This is a genomic window from Paracoccus haeundaensis (assembly GCF_006239215.1).
GTDB lineage: Bacteria > Pseudomonadota > Alphaproteobacteria > Rhodobacterales > Rhodobacteraceae > Paracoccus > Paracoccus marcusii.
On record NZ_VDDC01000009.1, the window covers coordinates 23,447 to 40,710 of the forward strand.

General features: G+C 68.4%; 13 protein-coding genes and 1 tRNA gene. 9 read left to right on the forward strand and 5 right to left on the reverse strand.

Annotated elements, in window-relative coordinates; translation table 11 throughout:
- Positions 1–9 precede the first annotated feature (9 nt).
- From fdhE to selB, 3 genes are read left to right on the forward strand one after another with little or no spacing between them, the layout of a single operon-like run.
- The gene (fdhE, locus tag FHD67_RS05130) at positions 10–924 is read left to right on the forward strand and encodes a formate dehydrogenase accessory protein FdhE (protein ID WP_139598053.1); all 915 of its coding nucleotides are present in this window, start codon (positions 10–12) and stop codon (positions 922–924) included.
- Complete coding sequence (selA, locus tag FHD67_RS05135) at positions 924–2,282, forward strand: L-seryl-tRNA(Sec) selenium transferase (protein WP_139598054.1); 1,359 nt, start codon at positions 924–926, stop codon at positions 2,280–2,282. The genes fdhE and selA overlap by 1 nt, the downstream gene beginning before the upstream one ends.
- Positions 2,279–4,165: a selenocysteine-specific translation elongation factor gene (gene selB, locus FHD67_RS05140; RefSeq protein WP_139598055.1), complete on the forward strand. Its 1,887-nt coding sequence runs from the start codon at positions 2,279–2,281 to the stop codon at positions 4,163–4,165. The genes selA and selB overlap by 4 nt, the downstream gene beginning before the upstream one ends.
- Here the strand turns inward: selB and FHD67_RS05145 are convergent.
- Positions 4,162–4,626, reverse strand: a complete 465-nt coding sequence (locus FHD67_RS05145) for an Lrp/AsnC family transcriptional regulator (protein WP_045983443.1) — start codon at positions 4,624–4,626, stop codon at positions 4,162–4,164. The two genes, selB and FHD67_RS05145, sit on opposite strands and share 4 nt — an antisense overlap.
- A gap of 106 nt (positions 4,627–4,732) precedes the next feature.
- On the opposite strand from FHD67_RS05145, the gene putA reads away from it, so the two are divergent.
- The 3 genes from putA (at position 4,733) to FHD67_RS05160 (ending at position 9,245) form a co-directional block, all read left to right on the forward strand.
- Positions 4,733–8,128: a bifunctional proline dehydrogenase/L-glutamate gamma-semialdehyde dehydrogenase PutA gene (gene putA, locus FHD67_RS05150; protein WP_139598056.1), complete on the forward strand. Its 3,396-nt coding sequence runs from the start codon at positions 4,733–4,735 to the stop codon at positions 8,126–8,128.
- 41 nt (positions 8,129–8,169) lie between these two features.
- Positions 8,170–9,132: a hypothetical protein gene (locus tag FHD67_RS05155; protein ID WP_176695059.1), complete on the forward strand. Its 963-nt coding sequence runs from the start codon at positions 8,170–8,172 to the stop codon at positions 9,130–9,132.
- 17 nt (positions 9,133–9,149) lie between these two features.
- Positions 9,150–9,245 (forward strand) — tRNA-Sec (locus FHD67_RS05160).
- A 13-nt stretch (positions 9,246–9,258) separates the two neighbouring features.
- Here the strand turns inward: FHD67_RS05160 and FHD67_RS05165 are convergent.
- Complete coding sequence (locus tag FHD67_RS05165) at positions 9,259–10,500, reverse strand: Hsp70 family protein (protein ID WP_139598058.1); 1,242 nt, start codon at positions 10,498–10,500, stop codon at positions 9,259–9,261.
- A 137-nt stretch (positions 10,501–10,637) separates the two neighbouring features.
- On the opposite strand from FHD67_RS05165, the gene FHD67_RS05170 reads away from it, so the two are divergent.
- Positions 10,638–12,569: a methyl-accepting chemotaxis protein gene (locus tag FHD67_RS05170; protein WP_052715155.1), complete on the forward strand. Its 1,932-nt coding sequence runs from the start codon at positions 10,638–10,640 to the stop codon at positions 12,567–12,569.
- 217 nt (positions 12,570–12,786) lie between these two features.
- Here FHD67_RS05170 and FHD67_RS05175 read toward each other — a convergent pair whose 3' ends face one another.
- Complete coding sequence (locus FHD67_RS05175; protein WP_045982077.1) at positions 12,787–13,143, reverse strand: hypothetical protein; 357 nt, start codon at positions 13,141–13,143, stop codon at positions 12,787–12,789.
- A 227-nt stretch (positions 13,144–13,370) separates the two neighbouring features.
- Here FHD67_RS05175 and FHD67_RS05180 point away from each other — a divergent pair, with 227 nt between their 5' ends.
- Positions 13,371–14,408, forward strand: a complete 1,038-nt coding sequence (locus FHD67_RS05180) for a fatty acid desaturase (RefSeq protein ID WP_045999764.1) — start codon at positions 13,371–13,373, stop codon at positions 14,406–14,408.
- Between the two features lie 12 nt (positions 14,409–14,420).
- Here FHD67_RS05180 and FHD67_RS05185 read toward each other — a convergent pair whose 3' ends face one another.
- A complete protein-coding gene (locus FHD67_RS05185; protein ID WP_176695060.1) occupies positions 14,421–15,560 on the reverse strand; it encodes a Hint domain-containing protein in 1,140 nt (379 codons plus the stop codon).
- Between the two features lie 71 nt (positions 15,561–15,631).
- Positions 15,632–15,865, reverse strand: a complete 234-nt coding sequence (locus FHD67_RS05190; protein ID WP_045982075.1) for a hypothetical protein — start codon at positions 15,863–15,865, stop codon at positions 15,632–15,634.
- A gap of 142 nt (positions 15,866–16,007) precedes the next feature.
- Between FHD67_RS05190 and FHD67_RS05195 the strand changes: the two genes are divergently transcribed.
- Positions 16,008–17,252, forward strand: coding sequence for a glycosyltransferase family 4 protein (locus FHD67_RS05195; protein WP_246071235.1), 1,245 nt, complete (start codon positions 16,008–16,010; stop codon positions 17,250–17,252).
- Positions 17,253–17,264 lie beyond the last annotated feature (12 nt).

Consider the following 17,264-nt stretch of genomic DNA (forward strand, 5'->3'; position numbering starts at 1 on the left):
GAGACTGACATGAACACCACCATCCAACCCGATCCATCGGCCATCGGCGGCGTCCCCACGGCGCCGCTAGTGTTTTTGCCCAAGCCCATGCGCCTGTTCGCGACCCGTGCCAAGCGCCTGGCCTTCCTGGCGCAGCACAGCGACAACCTTGGGCCGTGGCTGGCCTTCCTGGGTCAGCTTGCGGATCTCCAGGCCCGGCTGGCGGACGAACTGCCCCGCCCCGCCCCCGTGCCCGCCGACCGCATCCGCCTGGCCCGCGAAAACCGCATGCCGCCGATCGACCGGCAGCGGCTGGCATCCGACCCCGACCTGCATGCCGTCCTGGACGCGGTGCTGACCCATGCGGCGGCGCTGGACATGCCGGAACCCGCGCGCCTCGCGCTGTCCGCCGTGACCGCCGCGCCCCTGGCCGATCGTCACTGGCTGCTGGAGAACATCCTGTCGGACAGCATTCCTGATGACAGCATCGCGCCGCACCTGTTCGCATCGCTGGCCGTGCAGCTGCATCTGTCGCGCCTTGCCGCGGGGCTGCCCGCCGATCAACTGGTCAAGATCCGCACGGGTGTCTGCCCGGTCTGCGGCGGCAAGCCAGCGACCTCCAGCGTGATCGGGGTCGGCGATCTGGACGGTGTGCGCTATGCCGCCTGCGCCTGCTGCCAGACCCAATGGAACGAGGTCCGCCTGACCTGCCTGTGCTGCGGCCAGACCGGCCAGATCAGCTATCGCAGCGTCGAGACCGACCAGGCGACCGTCCGGGCCGAGGTCTGTGGCGATTGCGACAGTTGGGTCAAGATCCTGTACCAGAACAAGAACCCCAGCCTTGAGGCGATCGCCGACGACGTCGGCAGCCTGGGGCTGGACCTGCTGATGAAGGACACCGACAAGCATCGCGGCGGGTTCAACCCGTTCCTTGCGGGCTATTGATGTCGGGGTTCCGGGCGCTGCCATCGGTCGATCAGGTGCTGTTGGCGGTGCCGTCGCTGATCGACGCTCATGGCCGTCAGGCGGTGACCCGGACCGCGCGTCTGCGCCTTGACGCGGCCCGCGCGGCCATCCGCGACGGGGCCGACGGCGCGGCCGAGGCCGCACGCCTGCCGCACCTGCTGGCCGCCGATCTGGCGGCGGCGGCGGTCACGCAGCTGCGCCCGATCCTGAACCTGACCGGCACCGTTCTGCACACCAACCTGGGCCGCGCGATCCTGGCGGACGAGGCGATCGCCGCCGCATCCGCCGCGATGGCCGCGCCGCTGGCACTGGAATTCGACCTGACGACCGGCGGGCGCGGCCAGCGTGACGACCATCTGCGCGGTCTTCTGTGCGAGCTGACCGGGGCCGAGGATGCCACCATCGTCAACAACAATGCGGCCGCCGTCCTGATCGCGCTGAACACCTTCGGCCAGGACCGTGACAGCATCGTCTCGCGCGGCGAGCTGATCGAGATCGGCGGCGCATTCCGCATGCCCGACATCATGGCCCGCGCCGGCACCCGGCTGGTCGAGGTCGGGACGACCAACCGCACTCACCCCCGCGACTATCGCGACGCGATCACGGACCGGACCGGGCTGATCCTCAAGGTCCACACATCGAACTATCGCATCGAGGGGTTCACCGCCGAGGTTCCGGCCCCGGACCTGGCCGCCATCGCGCGCGATGCCGGGGTGGTGATGCTGAACGACCTTGGCGCGGGGTCGCTGGTCGATCTGTCCCGTTGGGGCCTGCGCCGCGAACCCACCGTCGCCGAAGCCGTAGCCGAAGGCGCGGACCTGATCACCTTTTCAGGCGACAAGCTGCTGGGCGGGCCGCAGGCGGGGTTCATCGTGGGCCGGCGCGACCTGATCGCACGGATCAACAAGAACCCCATGAAGCGCGCCGTGCGGCTGGACAAGATCCGCATCGCCGCGCTGCAGGCGACGCTGCGCCTCTATCTCGACCCCGACCGGCTGGACCAGCGGCTGCCCGTGCTGCGCATGCTGTCCCGTTCGCAGGCCGACATCGCGGCGCAGGCCGCGCGCTTGGCGCCGCAAGTCGCAGCGCTGCTGCCTGATCATCGGGTCGTTCCGACGGACTGCGCCAGCCAGATCGGATCGGGCTCGCTGCCGACGGATACGATTCCGTCGGCCGGGCTGCGGATCAGCGGGGCGGGCGGCGACGCGCCGGACCGCCTGGCGGCATGGCTGCGCGATCGACCGCGTCCGGTCATCGGCCATATCCGCGACGGCGCGCTGATCCTGGACCTGCGCTGTCTGGACGACGACTGTGACCTGCTGGAGGCGCTGACGTGATCGTCGGAACCGCGGGGCATATCGACCACGGCAAGACCGCGCTGGTCAAGGCGCTGACCGGCACCGATGCCGACCGCCTGGCAGAGGAAAAGGCCCGAGGCATCACCATCGACCTGGGATTTGCCTATGCCGATCTTGGCGGCGGCACCGTCACCGGCTTCGTCGACGTGCCGGGGCATGAACGGCTGATCCACACCATGCTGGCCGGCGCGGGCGGGATCGACCTGGCCCTGCTGGTCGTGGCCGCCGATGACGGCATCATGCCGCAGACGCGAGAGCATCTGGCGATCCTGGACCTGCTGGGCCTGTCGCGGGGGCTGGTCGCGCTGACCAAGGCCGATCTGGCCGATGCCGACCGCCGCGCCGAAGTCACGGCCCAGATCCGCGACGCCCTGGCCGACAGCGGGCTGGCGGATGCGCCGATCATCCCGGTGTCGTCACTGACCGGCGAGGGCGTGGACAGCCTGCGCGCCGCCCTGATGGCCGCCGAGGCGCAGGTGGCCCATCGCACCGCCGATGCGGGCTTTCGCCTGGCGGTCGATCGCAGCTTCACCCTGCAGGGCGCGGGGACGGTGGTGACCGGCACGGTGCTGTCCGGGCAGGTCGCGGTCGGCGATCTGGTGACGATCAGCCCGTCGGGGATCGCGGCGCGGGTCCGCGGCATCCATGCGCAGAACCAGCAGGCGACCCGCGGCCTTGCCGGGCAACGCTGCGCCCTGAACCTGGCGGGAGAGGCAGTCGCCAAGGACGCGATCCATCGGGGCGACATCGTGCTGGCCCCCGCGCTGCACGCGCCGACCGAACGGATCGACGCCGTCCTGAGCGTGCTGGACACGGAGCCGAAGCCCATCGGCACGTGGTTTCCCGCCCGCCTGCACAGCCACGCGGCCGAACTGGGCGCGCGGATCGTGCCTTTGGGCGACCCCATCGCCCCCGGTCACAGCGGTCCGGTCCAGATCGTGCTGGACCGTCCCATCGCCGCGACCATCGGCGACCGGTTCATCCTGCGCGACGTGTCGGCCAGCCGCACCATCGGCGGCGGGCATTTCCTGGACCTGCGCCCTCCCGCCCGCAAACGGCGCACCCCCGAACGGCTGGCGCTGATCGACGCCGCCCAGGCCCCTGATCCGCTGCAGGCGATGCTGGCGGTGGGCCCGGTCGATTCGGCGGTCTTCGTGCGCGACCGCGCCCTGTCGCCCGCCGATGCGGCCGCGGCACTGTCCGGGGCACGGCTGGTCGCGGGGCTGGCCCTGTCGCCCGCGCATCTGGACGCGCTGCAGCGGGGCATCATCGACGCGCTGTCCGCCTTTCACGCCGAGAACCCCGACCTGCCGGGCATGGGCCGCGAACGGCTGCGCCTGGCGCTGACGCCGCGGCTGCCCAAGGAGTCCTATCTGGCGCTGCTGCGGGGCGAAGCGGATGCCGGCCGGATCGTCCCCGACGGCGCCTTTCTGCGCCTGCCCGGCCACGAGGTGCGCCTGTCGGCCGAGGACGAGGCGCTGTGGGCCCGCATCCTTCCGTCCCTGACGGGCGATCTGCGCTATCGCCCGCCGCGGGTGCGCGATTTCGCGACCGAATTCGGGGTGGACGAAAAGGAGGTGCGCCGCGTGCTGCGCATGACGCAGAAGCTGGGCCGCACCGACCAGATCGCACATGACCATTTCTTTGCGCGCGCCGTGACGGCCGACATGGTAACCATCCTGCGCGATGTGGCGGCCGCGACGCCGGACGGCTGGTTCACCGCCCCCCTGTTCCGTGACCGCGTTCAGAACGGCCGCAAGGTCGCCATCGAGATTCTGGATTTCTTCGACCGGCACGGCGTCACGCTGCGCCGGGGGGATCTGCGCCGCCTGAACCCGCACCGGCTGGACCTGTTCGGCTAGATCGGGGCGATGCCCTGTTCGATCACCGCCTCCATCGCGACATAGCTGGAGGTAGAGGCGACATGCGGCAGGGCGGAGAGCTTTTCCGCCATGATGCGACGGTAATCGGCCATGTCGCGCGACCGCACCTTGAGCAGATAGTCGAACCCCCCCGCGATCATGTAGCATTCCTCGACCTCGGGAATCAGGCGGATGGCGGCGTTGAACGATTCCAGCGCCTTGTGGCGGGTGTCCGACAGGCGCATCTCGACATAGGTGACATGGGTCAGGCCAAGGCGCACGGGCGACAGGATGGCCCGGTATCCGGTGATCAGCCCCGCCTCCTCCAGCTGGCGGATGCGCAGGGCCACGGGGGTCTTGGACAGGCCGACCTTGCGCGCCAGTTCGGTCACCGGGATGCGGGCGTTGGCCACCAGTTCCGCCAGAATGCGGCGATTGATCGGGTCCAGGATGTCGGTCACGTTTTATGCCCCATGATTGGACGATATGGCTGCGATCCTGCCCATCATTGGTCCCATCGTCCAGACGGCACGCGATATTCTGCCGATATCAGACAGGGGTGCCGCCATGACCGACCTTTCCTTTTCCGCCAAGTTCCAACCCGAAGCGCCCCTGCTGGACCGGCTGGTCCGCGATGCGGCGTTGTCGCCTGATACCCGTGCGCGGATCAGCGACCGCGCGGCCAACCTGATCCGCCGCATCCGCGCCGAATCCAAGCCCACGATGATGGAACTGATGCTGGCCGAATACGGCCTGTCCACCCGCGAGGGCGTGGCCCTGATGTGCCTGGCCGAGGCGATGCTGCGCGTGCCCGACCGTGCCACCATCGATGCGCTGATCGAGGACAAGATCGCCCCCTCCGATTGGGGCCGCCACCTGGGCGACAGCTCCTCCAGCCTGGTCAACGCCTCGACCTGGGCTCTTATGCTGACGGGGCGGGTGCTGGACGACAGCAAGCCCGGTCTGGCCGGCACCCTGCGCGGCGCGGTCCGCCGCCTTGGAGAGCCGGTGATCCGGACCGCCGTCACCCGCGCGATGCGCGAGATGGGGCGCCAGTTCGTCCTGGGCCAGACCATCGACGCCGCGCTGGAGCGGGCGAAGGGTCAGGAGGCCAAGGGATACACCTACAGCTATGACATGCTGGGCGAGGCGGCGATGACCGCCCGCGACGCCGACCGCTATGCCGACGAATACCGCAAGGCCATCGCGGCCATCGCCGGCGCTTGCACGCATGGTTCCGTCGCCCGGAACCCCGGCATCTCGATCAAGCTGTCGGCGCTGCACCCCCGCTATGAGGTCGCGCAGGAGGATCAGGTGATGGCCGAACTGGTCCCCGTGGTCCGCGATCTGGCCCGCCGGGCGCGCGCGGCGAACATGGGCCTGAACATCGACGCCGAGGAGCAGGACCGCCTGGCCCTGTCGCTGCAGGTGATCGAGGCCGTCCTGCCGGACCCCGATCTGGCCGGATGGGACGGGTTCGGCGTGGTCGTGCAGGCCTATGGCAAGCGGGCGGGGCCGATGATCGATGCGCTGCACGCGCTGGCGGTCCGCCACGACCGCCACGTCATGCTGCGCCTGGTCAAGGGCGCCTATTGGGACACCGAGATGAAGCGCGCCCAGGTCGAGGGGCATCCTGATTTCCCGCTGTTCACCTCCAAGACCGCGACGGATGTCAGCTATGTTGCGCTGGCGAAGAGGCTGTTGGGCATGACAGACCGCATCTATCCGCAATTCGCCACGCACAACGCGCACAGCGTCGCGGCCATCCTGGAACTGGCGGGCGATGCGCCCTTCGAATTCCAGCGCCTGCATGGGATGGGAGAGCGGCTGCACGACATCGTCCTGCGCGATCATCGCACCGCCTGCCGCATCTATGCCCCGGTCGGCGCGCATCAGGACCTGCTGGCCTATCTGGTGCGCCGCCTGCTGGAGAACGGCGCGAACAGCAGCTTCGTGAACCAGATCGTCGATCTGGACGTGACGCCCGAACAGATCGCCCGCGATCCGTTTGACGCGCTGGCGACGGCCCAGGCCCCCGCGACCCTGCTGGCGCCCCATGCGATCTATGGCGCGGGCCGCGTGAACGCGCAGGGCTTTGACCTGGCCGCCCGCGACCAGCTGGACCGGATCTTTGCCGCCCGTGACGGGTCCATTGCCGATGCCGGCCCCTTGACCGCACAGGCGGCGACCGGACAGGCCAGCCCGGTGCTGAACCCCGCCACCGGCGACATCCTTGCAACCGTCACCGAGGCGGACGAGGCCACCGTGACCCGCGCCATCGATGCGGCCCGCCCCTGGGCGGCCCCTGCCTCGGAACGGGCCGCGACCCTGCGCCGCGCCGCGGACCTGTTCGAGGCTGATTTCGGCCCGATCTTCGGCATCCTGTCCCGCGAGGCGGGCAAGACCCTGAACGACGCCGTGGCCGAACTGCGCGAGGCGGTGGATTTCCTGCGCTATTACGCCCAGCAGGGCGAGGGCCGCACGGATGCCCCGCGCGGGATCATCGCTGCGATCAGCCCCTGGAACTTTCCGCTGGCGATCTTCACCGGACAGGTCGCGGCGGCGCTGATGGCGGGGAACGCGGTGCTGGCCAAGCCGGCCGAACAGACCCCGCTGATCGCCGCCCTTGCCGTGCGCCTGATGCACCGCGCGGGCGTTCCGGCCGACGCACTGCAGCTGCTGCCGGGCGACGGCGCGACGGTCGGTGCGGCGCTGACACGCGATCCGCACATCAACGGCGTCGTCTTTACCGGCGGCACCGACACGGCGCGGCTGATCGCCGCCAGCATGGCGGACCACATGGCCCCCGGCACGCCGCTGATCGCGGAGACGGGCGGTCTGAACGCGATGATCGTGGACAGCACGGCCCTGCCCGAACAGGCGGTGCGCGACATCATCGCCTCCAGCTTCCGGTCGGCGGGCCAGCGCTGTTCGGCGCTGCGCTGCCTCTACGTGCAGGAGGACGTGGCCCCGCACCTGATCGCGATGATCCAGGGGGCGATGGACCAGCTGCGCGTGGGCGACCCGTGGGATCTGTCCACCGATGTCGGCCCGGTCATCGACGCCGAGGCGCAGGCCGGGATCCTGGCTTATCTGGACCAGAACCGCGACCAGATCCTGCACCAGATCGCGGCGCCCGCCACGGGGCATTTCGTACCGCCCACGCTGATCCGCATCGACGGCATCCAGGTGCTGGAGCGCGAGATCTTCGGCCCCGTCCTGCATGTCGCGACCTTCAAGGCGCGTGACCTGGACCGGGTCGTGGCGGCGATCAACGCGACGGGATACGGGCTGACCTTCGGGCTGCATTCGCGCATCGACAGCCGGGTGCAGGAGGTTACGCAGGCGGTCCATGCGGGCAACCTGTACGTCAACCGCAACCAGGTCGGCGCCACCGTCGGCAGCCAGCCCTTTGGCGGAGAGGGCCTGTCGGGCACCGGACCCAAGGCCGGCGGCCCGCAGTACCTGACGCGGCTGTTCGCGCCCGCAGCCCCCGCCGCCGCGGCGACGGACTGGACCGGGGCCGACAGCACCGACCGCCTGGCTGCGGCGCTGACCCGTCCCGCCCCCGGCGCCGCGCCCACCGATCGGCTGATGCCCGGCCCGACCGGAGAGCTGAACCGCCTGACCAGCCTGCCCCGCGGACCCGTCCTGTGCCTGGGCCCCGGCGCCCCTGCCGCGGCGGCGCAGGCACGTGCCGTGACCGATGCCGGCGGTCAGGCGGTTGTCGCAGAGGGCGATGTCAATCCGCAGGTGCTGCGCGATCTGTCCGATGTGGCTGCGGTGCTGTGGTGGGGTGACGTGGCGACGGGGCGGGCGATGGCCCGGGCCCTGGCCGCGCGGCCAGGTCCGCTGGTGCCGCTGATCACGGCGGTGCCGGACCGCGCCCACGTCACGCATGAACGCCACCTGTGCGTCGACACCACCGCCGCGGGGGGGAACGCCGCACTGTTGGCGGGCTGAGGGCGCACCCTGCGTTGACATCGCCGGCGGATCGGGCCGACATGGCGCGCATGAACGACAGCCGTCCGCGCGTGATCCTGCATCCCGGTCCGCCCAAGACCGGGACCTCCACCCTGCAGGCGTGGTGCCATCTGAACAGCGGGGTGCTGGCGGCGCAGGGTATCGTCTATGCCTCGGTCGACACGCCCCGCGACCCCAAGCATCAATGGCTGGTCCAAGGGTTGAAGCGCGGCGACCTGTCGCGGCTTGCGGCCGAGACCGGCCCCCTGCGTGATGGGCGCGCCCACACGCTGATCCTGTCCTGCGAGGGGGTGATGACCAATCGGGCGCTGATCCCCGACTGCGCCTGGCAGCAGGTCCGAGAGGTGCTGACGGGTTTCGACACGACCCTGTTCCTGGTCGGGCGCGATCTGGACGGGTGGCTGCGGTCGTTGTGGAAACAGGCGCTGATCAACCCGGTGCCACCGGGCAGGCCGCTGAGCCTGCCCGATTTTGCGGTCTTCTGCCGCATGCCCGCCATCCGCGCGATGATGGACCTTGGCCATATGGCCGATCTGATCGCGGACAGGACCGGGGCCTCGGCGCGGGTGCTGACCCGGCTGGACGCGGATTTCATCGGCGTGTTCGCAGGGCTGCTTGGCCTGTCCCCCGACGCGCCCCTGCAGGACGCCCCGCGGATCAACGAATCCCTGCCCCCGGATTTCATCGCCGTCTATGCCCGCCTGGCGCGTCACGTCGATCAGGTTGGGCCCCTGCGGCTGGCGACCCTTGCGGCGTTCCACGCGATGCGCCCGACGGGCAACCTGATGGTCGCGACAGTGGCGCGACAATTCGCCCGCGTGTCCGCGCAGGACCGCGACCGGGCCGTGGCAAGCCTGTGTCAGGCCGTCAATGCCGTGACGTTCGACGACCCGGACCACCGCGACCTGGCATTGCAGCTTGCGTCCCAAGCCGCCATGTTGCGAAACATTCTATTGCAGGACCCGCCACCAGCCCCTAGGTGACAGGGACGAAGGACCGCGGAAGGGCATCAGACCCGGTGGTTTGGCCGGACTTCAAATCCGGTTGGGGCAGCGAGCCTGTCCCGGGTGGGTTCGACTCCCATTCCCTTCCGCCAGCCTTCCCCGCCCCTACCGCGCCGCGATGGCCAGCCCGTCGGCCACGGCCGTGAACACGTCCTGTGCCGAATGATCTGCATCGGGAAAGGCCGCGCGCATCGTGTCGCCCACGACCGTCATCAGGCTTGACCCCCCGACATAGATCACCCGGTCGACCTGCGCCGGGGTCAGCTGCGCGCGGTGCAGCGTCTCGACGGCGCCCTCGTGCAGCTGGCTGGCGTGGCGTGACAGGCTGTCGGCCAACGCCTGCCCGGCCAGCGGCGCGGACAGGCCGCGTTCGACCTCGTCCAGCAGGATGGCCGCGTCGTCGGCACCGTCATTGGCGGCGATCTTGCCGCGTTCGACAGCAAAGGCCAGATCGTGGCCCAGATCGTCCTCCAGCACGCGCGACAGGCGGGTCATGGCGTCGGGCTGTTCGGCCAGCCGGACCATTTCGGCGACCATGCGGCGGTTCTGGGGGGTGTTCACGAAGGGTATCTTCTCCCACGTAGCAAGGTCGTTGTAGATGGCGTTTGGTACGGGCGACGTCCCCGGCCCCATCGCCTTGCGAAGGACCGATCCCCGGCCCAGCAGTGGCATCACGTGATCCAGGCTGACCGCGCGGTCGAAATCGGTGCCGCCGATCCGCACGCCGTGGCTGGCCAGGATCCGCACCCCCGCCCCCTGCCCCTGGAACAGCGAGAAATCCGACGTGCCGCCGCCCACGTCGACGATCAGGCCCGTGGCGCCCGGCCGCGCGGCACCGGCGGCGATGGCCGCGGCCTCGGGCTCGGGCATGAAGTCCACGTCGTGAAAGCCCGCGGCCAGATAGCATTGGCGCAGATCGTCCTCGGCCTGCGCCTCGCGCGGGTCGCCATCGCCATGAAAGACGACGGGCCGGCCCGACAGCGCGCGGTCGAAGGTCTGCCCGGTCTCGGCCTCGGCCCGCGTCTTGATGCGGTTCAGAAAGCGCGCGATCAGGTCGACGAAGGTCACCCTCTCGTTCAGGATCATCCGCTTTTCATGCATCAGCGATGTGCCCAGGACACGCTTCAGCGCCCGCATGAAGCGGCCCTCGTGCCCGTCCAGCAGGGCGCGGTTCGCGGGCTGGCCCATCAGGGTGGTGCGGCTGTCGGCGTCCAGGAAAAAGGTCGTGGGCATGGTCGTCTGCCCCGGTTCCAGCCGGATCAGGCGCGGCGTCCCGTCCGGCGCATGTCCCGCCGCCGAGTTCGAGGTGCCGAAGTCGATGCCCAGGCCGTTGCCGCGCGGTGCCATGTCGGATGCCCTGCCCTGTGACTGCGAAGGGCGCGTGCCTAGGCGGGGGGCCGGGCCAAGTCAAGCGGGGGCACGCTAACCGGGCATTAGCATTTGTGCGCTAGCGTCGGCTCCTGGTCCCTGTCCCGGAGATTTCGATGTCCTTCGTCCCGCGCCTGTCCCTGCGCCAAAAGATCACCCTGACCAGCCTTGGCCTGATGACGGCCCTGGCGCTTGTGCTGGTCACCGTGCTCAGTATGGCGCAACGCCAAAGCCTTCTGGAAAACGCCCAAAGCGCGCAACGGGTGACGCTGCGCGTCCTGTCCTATGATCTTGCCGTGGACCACGACGGCTTTTCCGCGACGACCAGGCCGGACGGCACCCTGGGCGACGTCGTCTGGCCGCAGATCCCCGATTTCGCCGATCACACCATGATCGACGATGTCGGCGGCCAGACCGGAGAGACGGCGACCATCTTCCGGCTTGACCCCGAACTGGGCCAGTTCATGCGCGTGACGACCAACGTCAAGCGCCCGGACGGCACCCGCGCGGTCGGCACGCCGCTGGACCCGACGGGCCCGGTTCATGCCGCCATGCTGGAGGGGCGGACCTATTCCGGCACGACCACGATCCTGGATCATCCCTATCTGACGCTGTATGTCCCAGTCCGCGATCAACAGGGTCAGGTGAACGGCGTCCTTTATGCAGGCGTGGCGATGGACGGGATCGAGGCGGTACTGTGGCGCAACCTGACCACGGCCGTGGCCCTGACCGCCGCCGCGCTGCTGCTGGCCTTTGCGCTGAACCAGGTGATGACGCGTCGTGCCCTGCGGCCCTTGGCGGCCGTCGACGCCGCGATGCAGGATGTCGCCCGCCAGAACTACGACCGGCCGATCCCCGGCACGGCGATGCGCGACGAGATCGGCTCGATCGCCCGCAATCTGGAACAGTTCCGCGATGGCCTGGCCCAGGCCCAGGAGGCCCGCCACGCCGCCGCCGCCCTGCGCGAGGCCGGCGCCGCCGAGGCGCAGGCGCAGTCCCGCAAGCAGGCGCGCATCGTGACCGACATTTCCACCGGGTTGGAGCGGCTGGCGGCTGGCGACCTGACCGCCCAGATCGCCAGCCCCGCGCATGATCCCTTCCCCCAAGAATACGAGGCGCTGCGCGCCAGCTTCAACAAGGTCGTGTCCGATCTGGGCAGCACGATGGGCCGCATCGTCGAGGTCGCCCGCCAGGTGCGCACGGGCTCGGACGAGATCACCTCTGCCGCCCAGGACCTGGCAGGTCGCGCAGAGACGCAGGCCGCCACGCTGGAGGAATCGGCGGCGGCGCTGACCGAACTGACCGCCAGCGTGCACTCCACCGCCGATCTGGCGCGCACGGCCGAGAGCGTGTCGCGCGCCAACCGCTCGATCGCCGAGGAGGGCCGCAGCATCGTCGGAGAGGCGATCCAGGCCATGGAAAAGATCGAGGCGTCCTCGGACCAAATCAACCGCATCATCACCGTCATCGACGATATCGCGTTCCAGACGAACCTGCTGGCGCTGAACGCCGGGGTCGAGGCCGCCCGCGCCGGAGAGGCGGGTCGCGGTTTCGCCGTGGTCGCATCCGAGGTGCGCGGGCTGGCGCAGCGTGCGTCGGAATCCGCGCGTGAGATCAAGGGGCTCATCTCGGATTCCTCGCAGCACGTTCGGTCAGGATCCTCACTGGTCAGCCGCACCGGGGGCAGTCTCGAGCAGATCCTGTCCAAGGCCCGCGAGGTGTCGGATCAGGTCGCAGCCATCGCCCTGGCCGCCAGCGACCAGTCCACCGCATTGTCCGAGATCAACTCGGGCGTGAACCATCTGGACCAAGTGACCCAGCAGAACGCCGCCGTGGCCGAGGAAACGAACGCCGCCGCAGCATCACTGCAGCATCAGGCAGGCGTACTGGCATCAGCCCTGACCAGCTTCACCTTCCAGCCGGCCTCGACATGGGACACACGGGATGATCCACTTCGCACCAGCGACGATCCGTTCGTCCAAGTCGCCGCGCCGCGCCATAGGGCCGGATCGCCCAAGGCAGGCACCGCACGCATGATGGAATTCTGAGTGCACCACAGCGGGGTGGCCTCTGGAGCGCAGACAAAAATAAGCCGCTGCCGATTGTTCGGCAGCGGCTTTTGCGTAACTCTCAATAAAATGACCATGATTCCGTGAGGAGAGCCACAAGGCTGTAATCACAGGTTACGGCACCCGTGAAAGATGCACAAAATGTCAGCGATGCACCAACAAGCGGCACCGTCCGAATGATCTTGCAGCGCAGGCGTCAGCAGGCCGGCTGGTCTTCCGCAGTTCCGGCAAGATCCAAACCTCGCGCCGTCGGGGGCTGCCAGGTCGGGGACGATTCGACGGCGCCCTGAATGTTGGTCCCCAACTGTGACCCGCCCGTTCCACCGCTCCAGCCGGTGGTTCCGGTGTTTTCCGCGGCTGTGCTGTCCTCGGATGCGTCAGGCTGGGTTGCCGGTTCGGCAACACCGGCATCGGCCGCGCATTCCGGTGCCTCGGACACGCGCTCGGCCGGTGCGGCCTGCGCCCACGCTGCACTCCCCGACAGACCGCCGATGGGGACTGCCAGCGCCAGAACGGCTGCAGTCAGCGTCAGTCGTGCAAACGGGATGATCATCGGGTGGCCTCGCCTGGATTGTTCACCGCAAAACGCGGCCGGCGTGCGCCGGTTCCGCGCATCATCACCACTGCCGTCGATCCGGTGACGAAACCGTGTCCGATCCGGTCCCCAACCCTTTGTCAGCCATGATGCGGCAATGGGACGTCACGGGGCCCATAGGCGGCGGCGACCTTTCTGTGCTATCGCCGCCTGAAATGAACTGAGGGGGCGCAGAGTCGCTGATTATGGGTACACCGAACGCAAGCACGCCGCGTCAGGCCAAGGAATGGGTGCAGGTCCTCGCCAAGTATCGCGAGCCGTCGACCCGCCGCAGCGTGTGGGAGTTGATGGCCACGATCGTCCCGTTCCTAGCGCTCTGGGCGCTGGCCTGGGCGGCGCTGTCGGTCAGCTATTGGCTGGCCGTGCCGATCGCGCTGGTGAACGGGCTGTTCCTGGTCCGCATCTTCTGCATCCAGCATGATTGCGGCCACGCGTCGTTCTTTCGCAATCGCAAGGTCCAGGACTGGATCGGGCGGGGTCTGGGCGTGCTGACCCTGACGCCCTATGACGTCTGGCGCCGGACCCATTCGCTGCACCACGCCCAGCACGGGAACCTGGACGAACGCGGCATCGGCGACGTGATGACCCTGACGGTGGGCGAGTATCGCAGCCGCGGCCGGTTCGGCCGGCTGATGTACCGGCTGTATCGCCACCCCCTGGTGCTGTTCGTGTTGGGGCCGAGCTACCTGTTCCTGCTGCAGAACCGTCTGCCGCTTGGGCTGATGCGGGCGGGATGGCGGTTCTGGGCATCGGCCCTGGGCACCAATCTGGCGCTGGCGTTGATCCTGGGCACGATGATCTGGTTTGCCGGGCCGATGCCCGTCCTGCTGATCTTCCTGCCCACGACCATCGTCGCGGGGACCGTCGGCGTGTGGCTGTTCTATGTCCAGCATCAGTTCGAGGAAACGCACTGGGCCAATGGGGACGAATGGCAATTGCACGATGCGGCGCTGGCCGGATCGTCACATTACATCCTGCCCCAGCCCCTGCGCTGGCTGTCCGCCAATATCGGGGTGCATCATGTCCACCACCTGTACAGCCGCATCCCGTTCTATCGCCTGCCGGAAATCCTGCGCGACCATGACGAACTGGCATCGGCACAGCGGCTGACCTTGCGCGAAAGCCTGCGGTCGGTGAACCTGCACCTGTGGGACGAAAATCGTCGTCGCCTGGTGTCCTTCCGCGAGGCGCGCAGCCTTTACGGCGCGCCGACGGCCGGCTGAGGCCGGCAGCGTTCAGCTGACCAGCGCGGCCTGTCCGACGGTGTGTAGCTGAACAAGCTGGCGCAGCCGGGGGCCGCGCACGAATGTGCGGGCCTCGGCCGGGTGGGCCTGATCCGCGAACAATTCGGGAAAGATCTGCCGCAGTTCGGACAGGGCCGCCGACCCCATCGCGCGCAGGGCCTGGGGGCCGGGATACAAAGATTCCGTCTGTGCGCCGTTGGAATCGACGACCTGGTGGGCGTCGAACATCAGATGGCAATAGGTCACCTGCGACACGGACATGTCCACCGCGATGCCCGGAACATCGATCAGTTGGCAAGCCGGTGCCAGGATCTCGTCGGTCCCGAACAGGATCCGCGCGACCGATGACCGGATCATGATGCGGTGCTGGCGCGACACGGACAGGGGCGCCGACGGCTGGTTTAGGCCAAGCGCCCCGGCCGCAATGCGGATCGGACGAAGCTTGGGGTTCGCCGCCAGATCCACGGCATCGAAACGGCGCCTGCCGATCCAGCGCAGGGGCTGATATCTGTGATCGCGCGTCCAGATCAGGTCACCCGGCTGCAGGCTGTCGACCGGGCGCGGCCCGTCCGCGGTCAGGATCAGCGTGTCCGCGGCAAAGCACATGATCTCCATGTCGTGGATGTCAGGCGCGAACGAGATCTTGGCGACATAGACCTCCTTGGGCAGGGGGTCGGCCTCGATGATCTCGACCGAATGCAGCGACTTGACGTCGGACCATGCCGCGACGCTGTCCTTGGCAGGGCGGAAGAACATGTCCCCGTTGCGCATCTGGATCAGCACGCCGTCCTGGGTGCTGGTGGTGTTGTCCGGAAAGGTCAGCTTGTACTGAACCTTGAGGAAGCCGGTGATCTGGCTGGTGATTTGCCCCCCATCGGTGGGCGAACCATAGGCGAACTTGCTGGCACCGTCAGGATGCTGGCTGTAGCTTGTCGCATAAGCCTCGGCCGGGCCCTGGGCGGTATTGATCGCGCGCAGCTGTCCGTCCAACTCGACCGGCTTGATCTGATTCTGGCCGACAACCTTGTAGCCCTTCATCCCGTCCGCCTCGGTCCCGGTCGCGGGCGTTCCTGGCGTGGTGTTGATCTGCTGGTGGTTGCCAATCCACATCCAGGTCACGGCGTTCGTCATCTGAGCCTCCATCATGGAGCCTCAGCAATAGCCGTGCCAACTCATCGCGCCAGTTTATCTTGCGTACAAGTTTAATCGCAGTCCGCGCCGCCGACGGGCGCCGCATCGTTCAGGTTGGATCGCCCCGGACAATTGCGGTATCGAAGGGAACGGCTGACAAGAAGGGACAATGCGAACACGCTGAGCATGCCGCAACCGACGTAGCCCCACAGGATCGACGACAGCCACCCGAACCCCAGCACGAGGAACAGGATGGTTGAGACGATGCCAATGACTGCAGAGGTTGCGATAATACCGACCAGCAAAATGCCCCGACCCTTTCAAAATGATCCTGACAACTATAGCACCGATCGGTTCATTTGCGAAACAAGATCGACAGAATGGCGTCTTTCGGGCACCATTCATGCGAGTGTAAGACGCAAGTAATTAAACTTTAAGGCGAATAATATGAACGGTGACGACATGGACACGACGCTGCCCCCCGACCGGATCGGCTATGTCATCAACACCTATCCCCGTCCGTCCCAGACCTTCATCCGCAGGGAGATTCGGGCCCTCGAGGCGGCCGGTCTGACCGTCGCGCGGTTCGCCATGCGGCGCGACGATCAACCCGTGCTGTCTGCCGAGGATCAGGCCGAGGCCGACCGGACCGAATACGTGCTGGACCGGGGTGCGTTGGCCTTGGGCATGGCGCTGATCCGTGCGGTGATCCGCCATCCGCGCAGCCTGCTTCGGGCATTGTCGGCAGGGCGGCGGGGCGGGCCCGGGCGCGGCCCCCTGCGCCAGGTGATCTATCTGGCAGAGGCTGCCATCCTGGCCGATCGCAGCCGGCAGCTGGGCCTGACGCATCTGCATGCCCATTTCGGAACAAACTCGGCCGATTTGGTCCGCTATGTAAGGATGCTGGGCGGCCCGGGCTACAGCGTGACCTTTCACGGCCCCGAGGAGTTCGATGGCCCGCACACGCTGCTGCTGCGTGACAAGGTGGCCGAAGCGCGTTTCGCGGTGGCGGTCAGCGCCTTCGGACGCAGCCAGCTGGCGCGATGGGCGCCCTTCGATACCTGGGACCGCATCAAGGTGGTGCATTGCGGCATCGACCCCTCCCTGTTCGCGGGGCCGGTTCCCCTGCCGCCGGGACCGGACGCGCACGATCCGCTGCGCGTGGTCTGCATCGGCCGCTTCGCCGAGCAGAAGGGCCAGGTCCTGCTGATCGAGGCGATGGCGCGCTGCACCGCGCCGGTGCACCTGACGCTGGTGGGTGACGGCCCGCTGCGGGCCGAGATCCAGCGGGCGATCAGGGCGTACGGGCTGGACACGCGCGTCACTCTGGCCGGCTGGCAGGACGAGGCCGGCGTGCGCGACGCGCTGTCTGCGGCGCATGTCATGGCCATGCCCAGCTTTGCCGAAGGCCTGCCCGTGGCCCTGATGGAGGCGATGGCGGCGGGCCGCCCCTGCATCGCCACCCTGATCGCTGGCATCCCCGAACTGATGGTCGACGGCCAGACCGGCTGGCTCATCCCGGCCGGGTCCGAAGACGACCTCGCCAAGGCGCTGGACACCGCCGCCCGGACCCCACGAGACCAACTGGAACGGATGGGCGCCGCCGCCCGCACCCGTGCACTGACGCGCCATGACATCGCAACAGAGGCCGGCAAGCTGGCCGCACTGTTCGCGGACAGCCGGAACCGGTAAGGTCGCGTGCAG

What these genes read in the sequence shown, in the direction of transcription:
- fdhE (WP_139598053.1), top strand. Translation starts at nt 10, where the DNA reads ATGAACACCACCATCCAACCCGATCCATCGGCCATCGGCGGCGTCCCC.
- FHD67_RS05170 (WP_052715155.1), top strand. Translation starts at nt 10,638, where the DNA reads ATGTCCTTCGTCCCGCGCCTGTCCCTGCGCCAAAAGATCACCCTGACC.
- putA (WP_139598056.1), top strand. Translation starts at nt 4,733, where the DNA reads ATGACCGACCTTTCCTTTTCCGCCAAGTTCCAACCCGAAGCGCCCCTG.
- FHD67_RS05175 (WP_045982077.1), bottom strand. Translation starts at nt 13,143, where the DNA reads ATGATCATCCCGTTTGCACGACTGACGCTGACTGCAGCCGTTCTGGCG.
- FHD67_RS05165 (WP_139598058.1), bottom strand. Translation starts at nt 10,500, where the DNA reads ATGGCACCGCGCGGCAACGGCCTGGGCATCGACTTCGGCACCTCGAAC.
- FHD67_RS05155 (WP_176695059.1), top strand. Translation starts at nt 8,170, where the DNA reads ATGGCGCGCATGAACGACAGCCGTCCGCGCGTGATCCTGCATCCCGGT.
- FHD67_RS05185 (WP_176695060.1), bottom strand. Translation starts at nt 15,560, where the DNA reads ATGACGAACGCCGTGACCTGGATGTGGATTGGCAACCACCAGCAGATC.
- FHD67_RS05195 (WP_246071235.1), top strand. Translation starts at nt 16,008, where the DNA reads ATGAACGGTGACGACATGGACACGACGCTGCCCCCCGACCGGATCGGC.
- FHD67_RS05180 (WP_045999764.1), top strand. Translation starts at nt 13,371, where the DNA reads ATGGGTACACCGAACGCAAGCACGCCGCGTCAGGCCAAGGAATGGGTG.
- selA (WP_139598054.1), top strand. Translation starts at nt 924, where the DNA reads ATGTCGGGGTTCCGGGCGCTGCCATCGGTCGATCAGGTGCTGTTGGCG.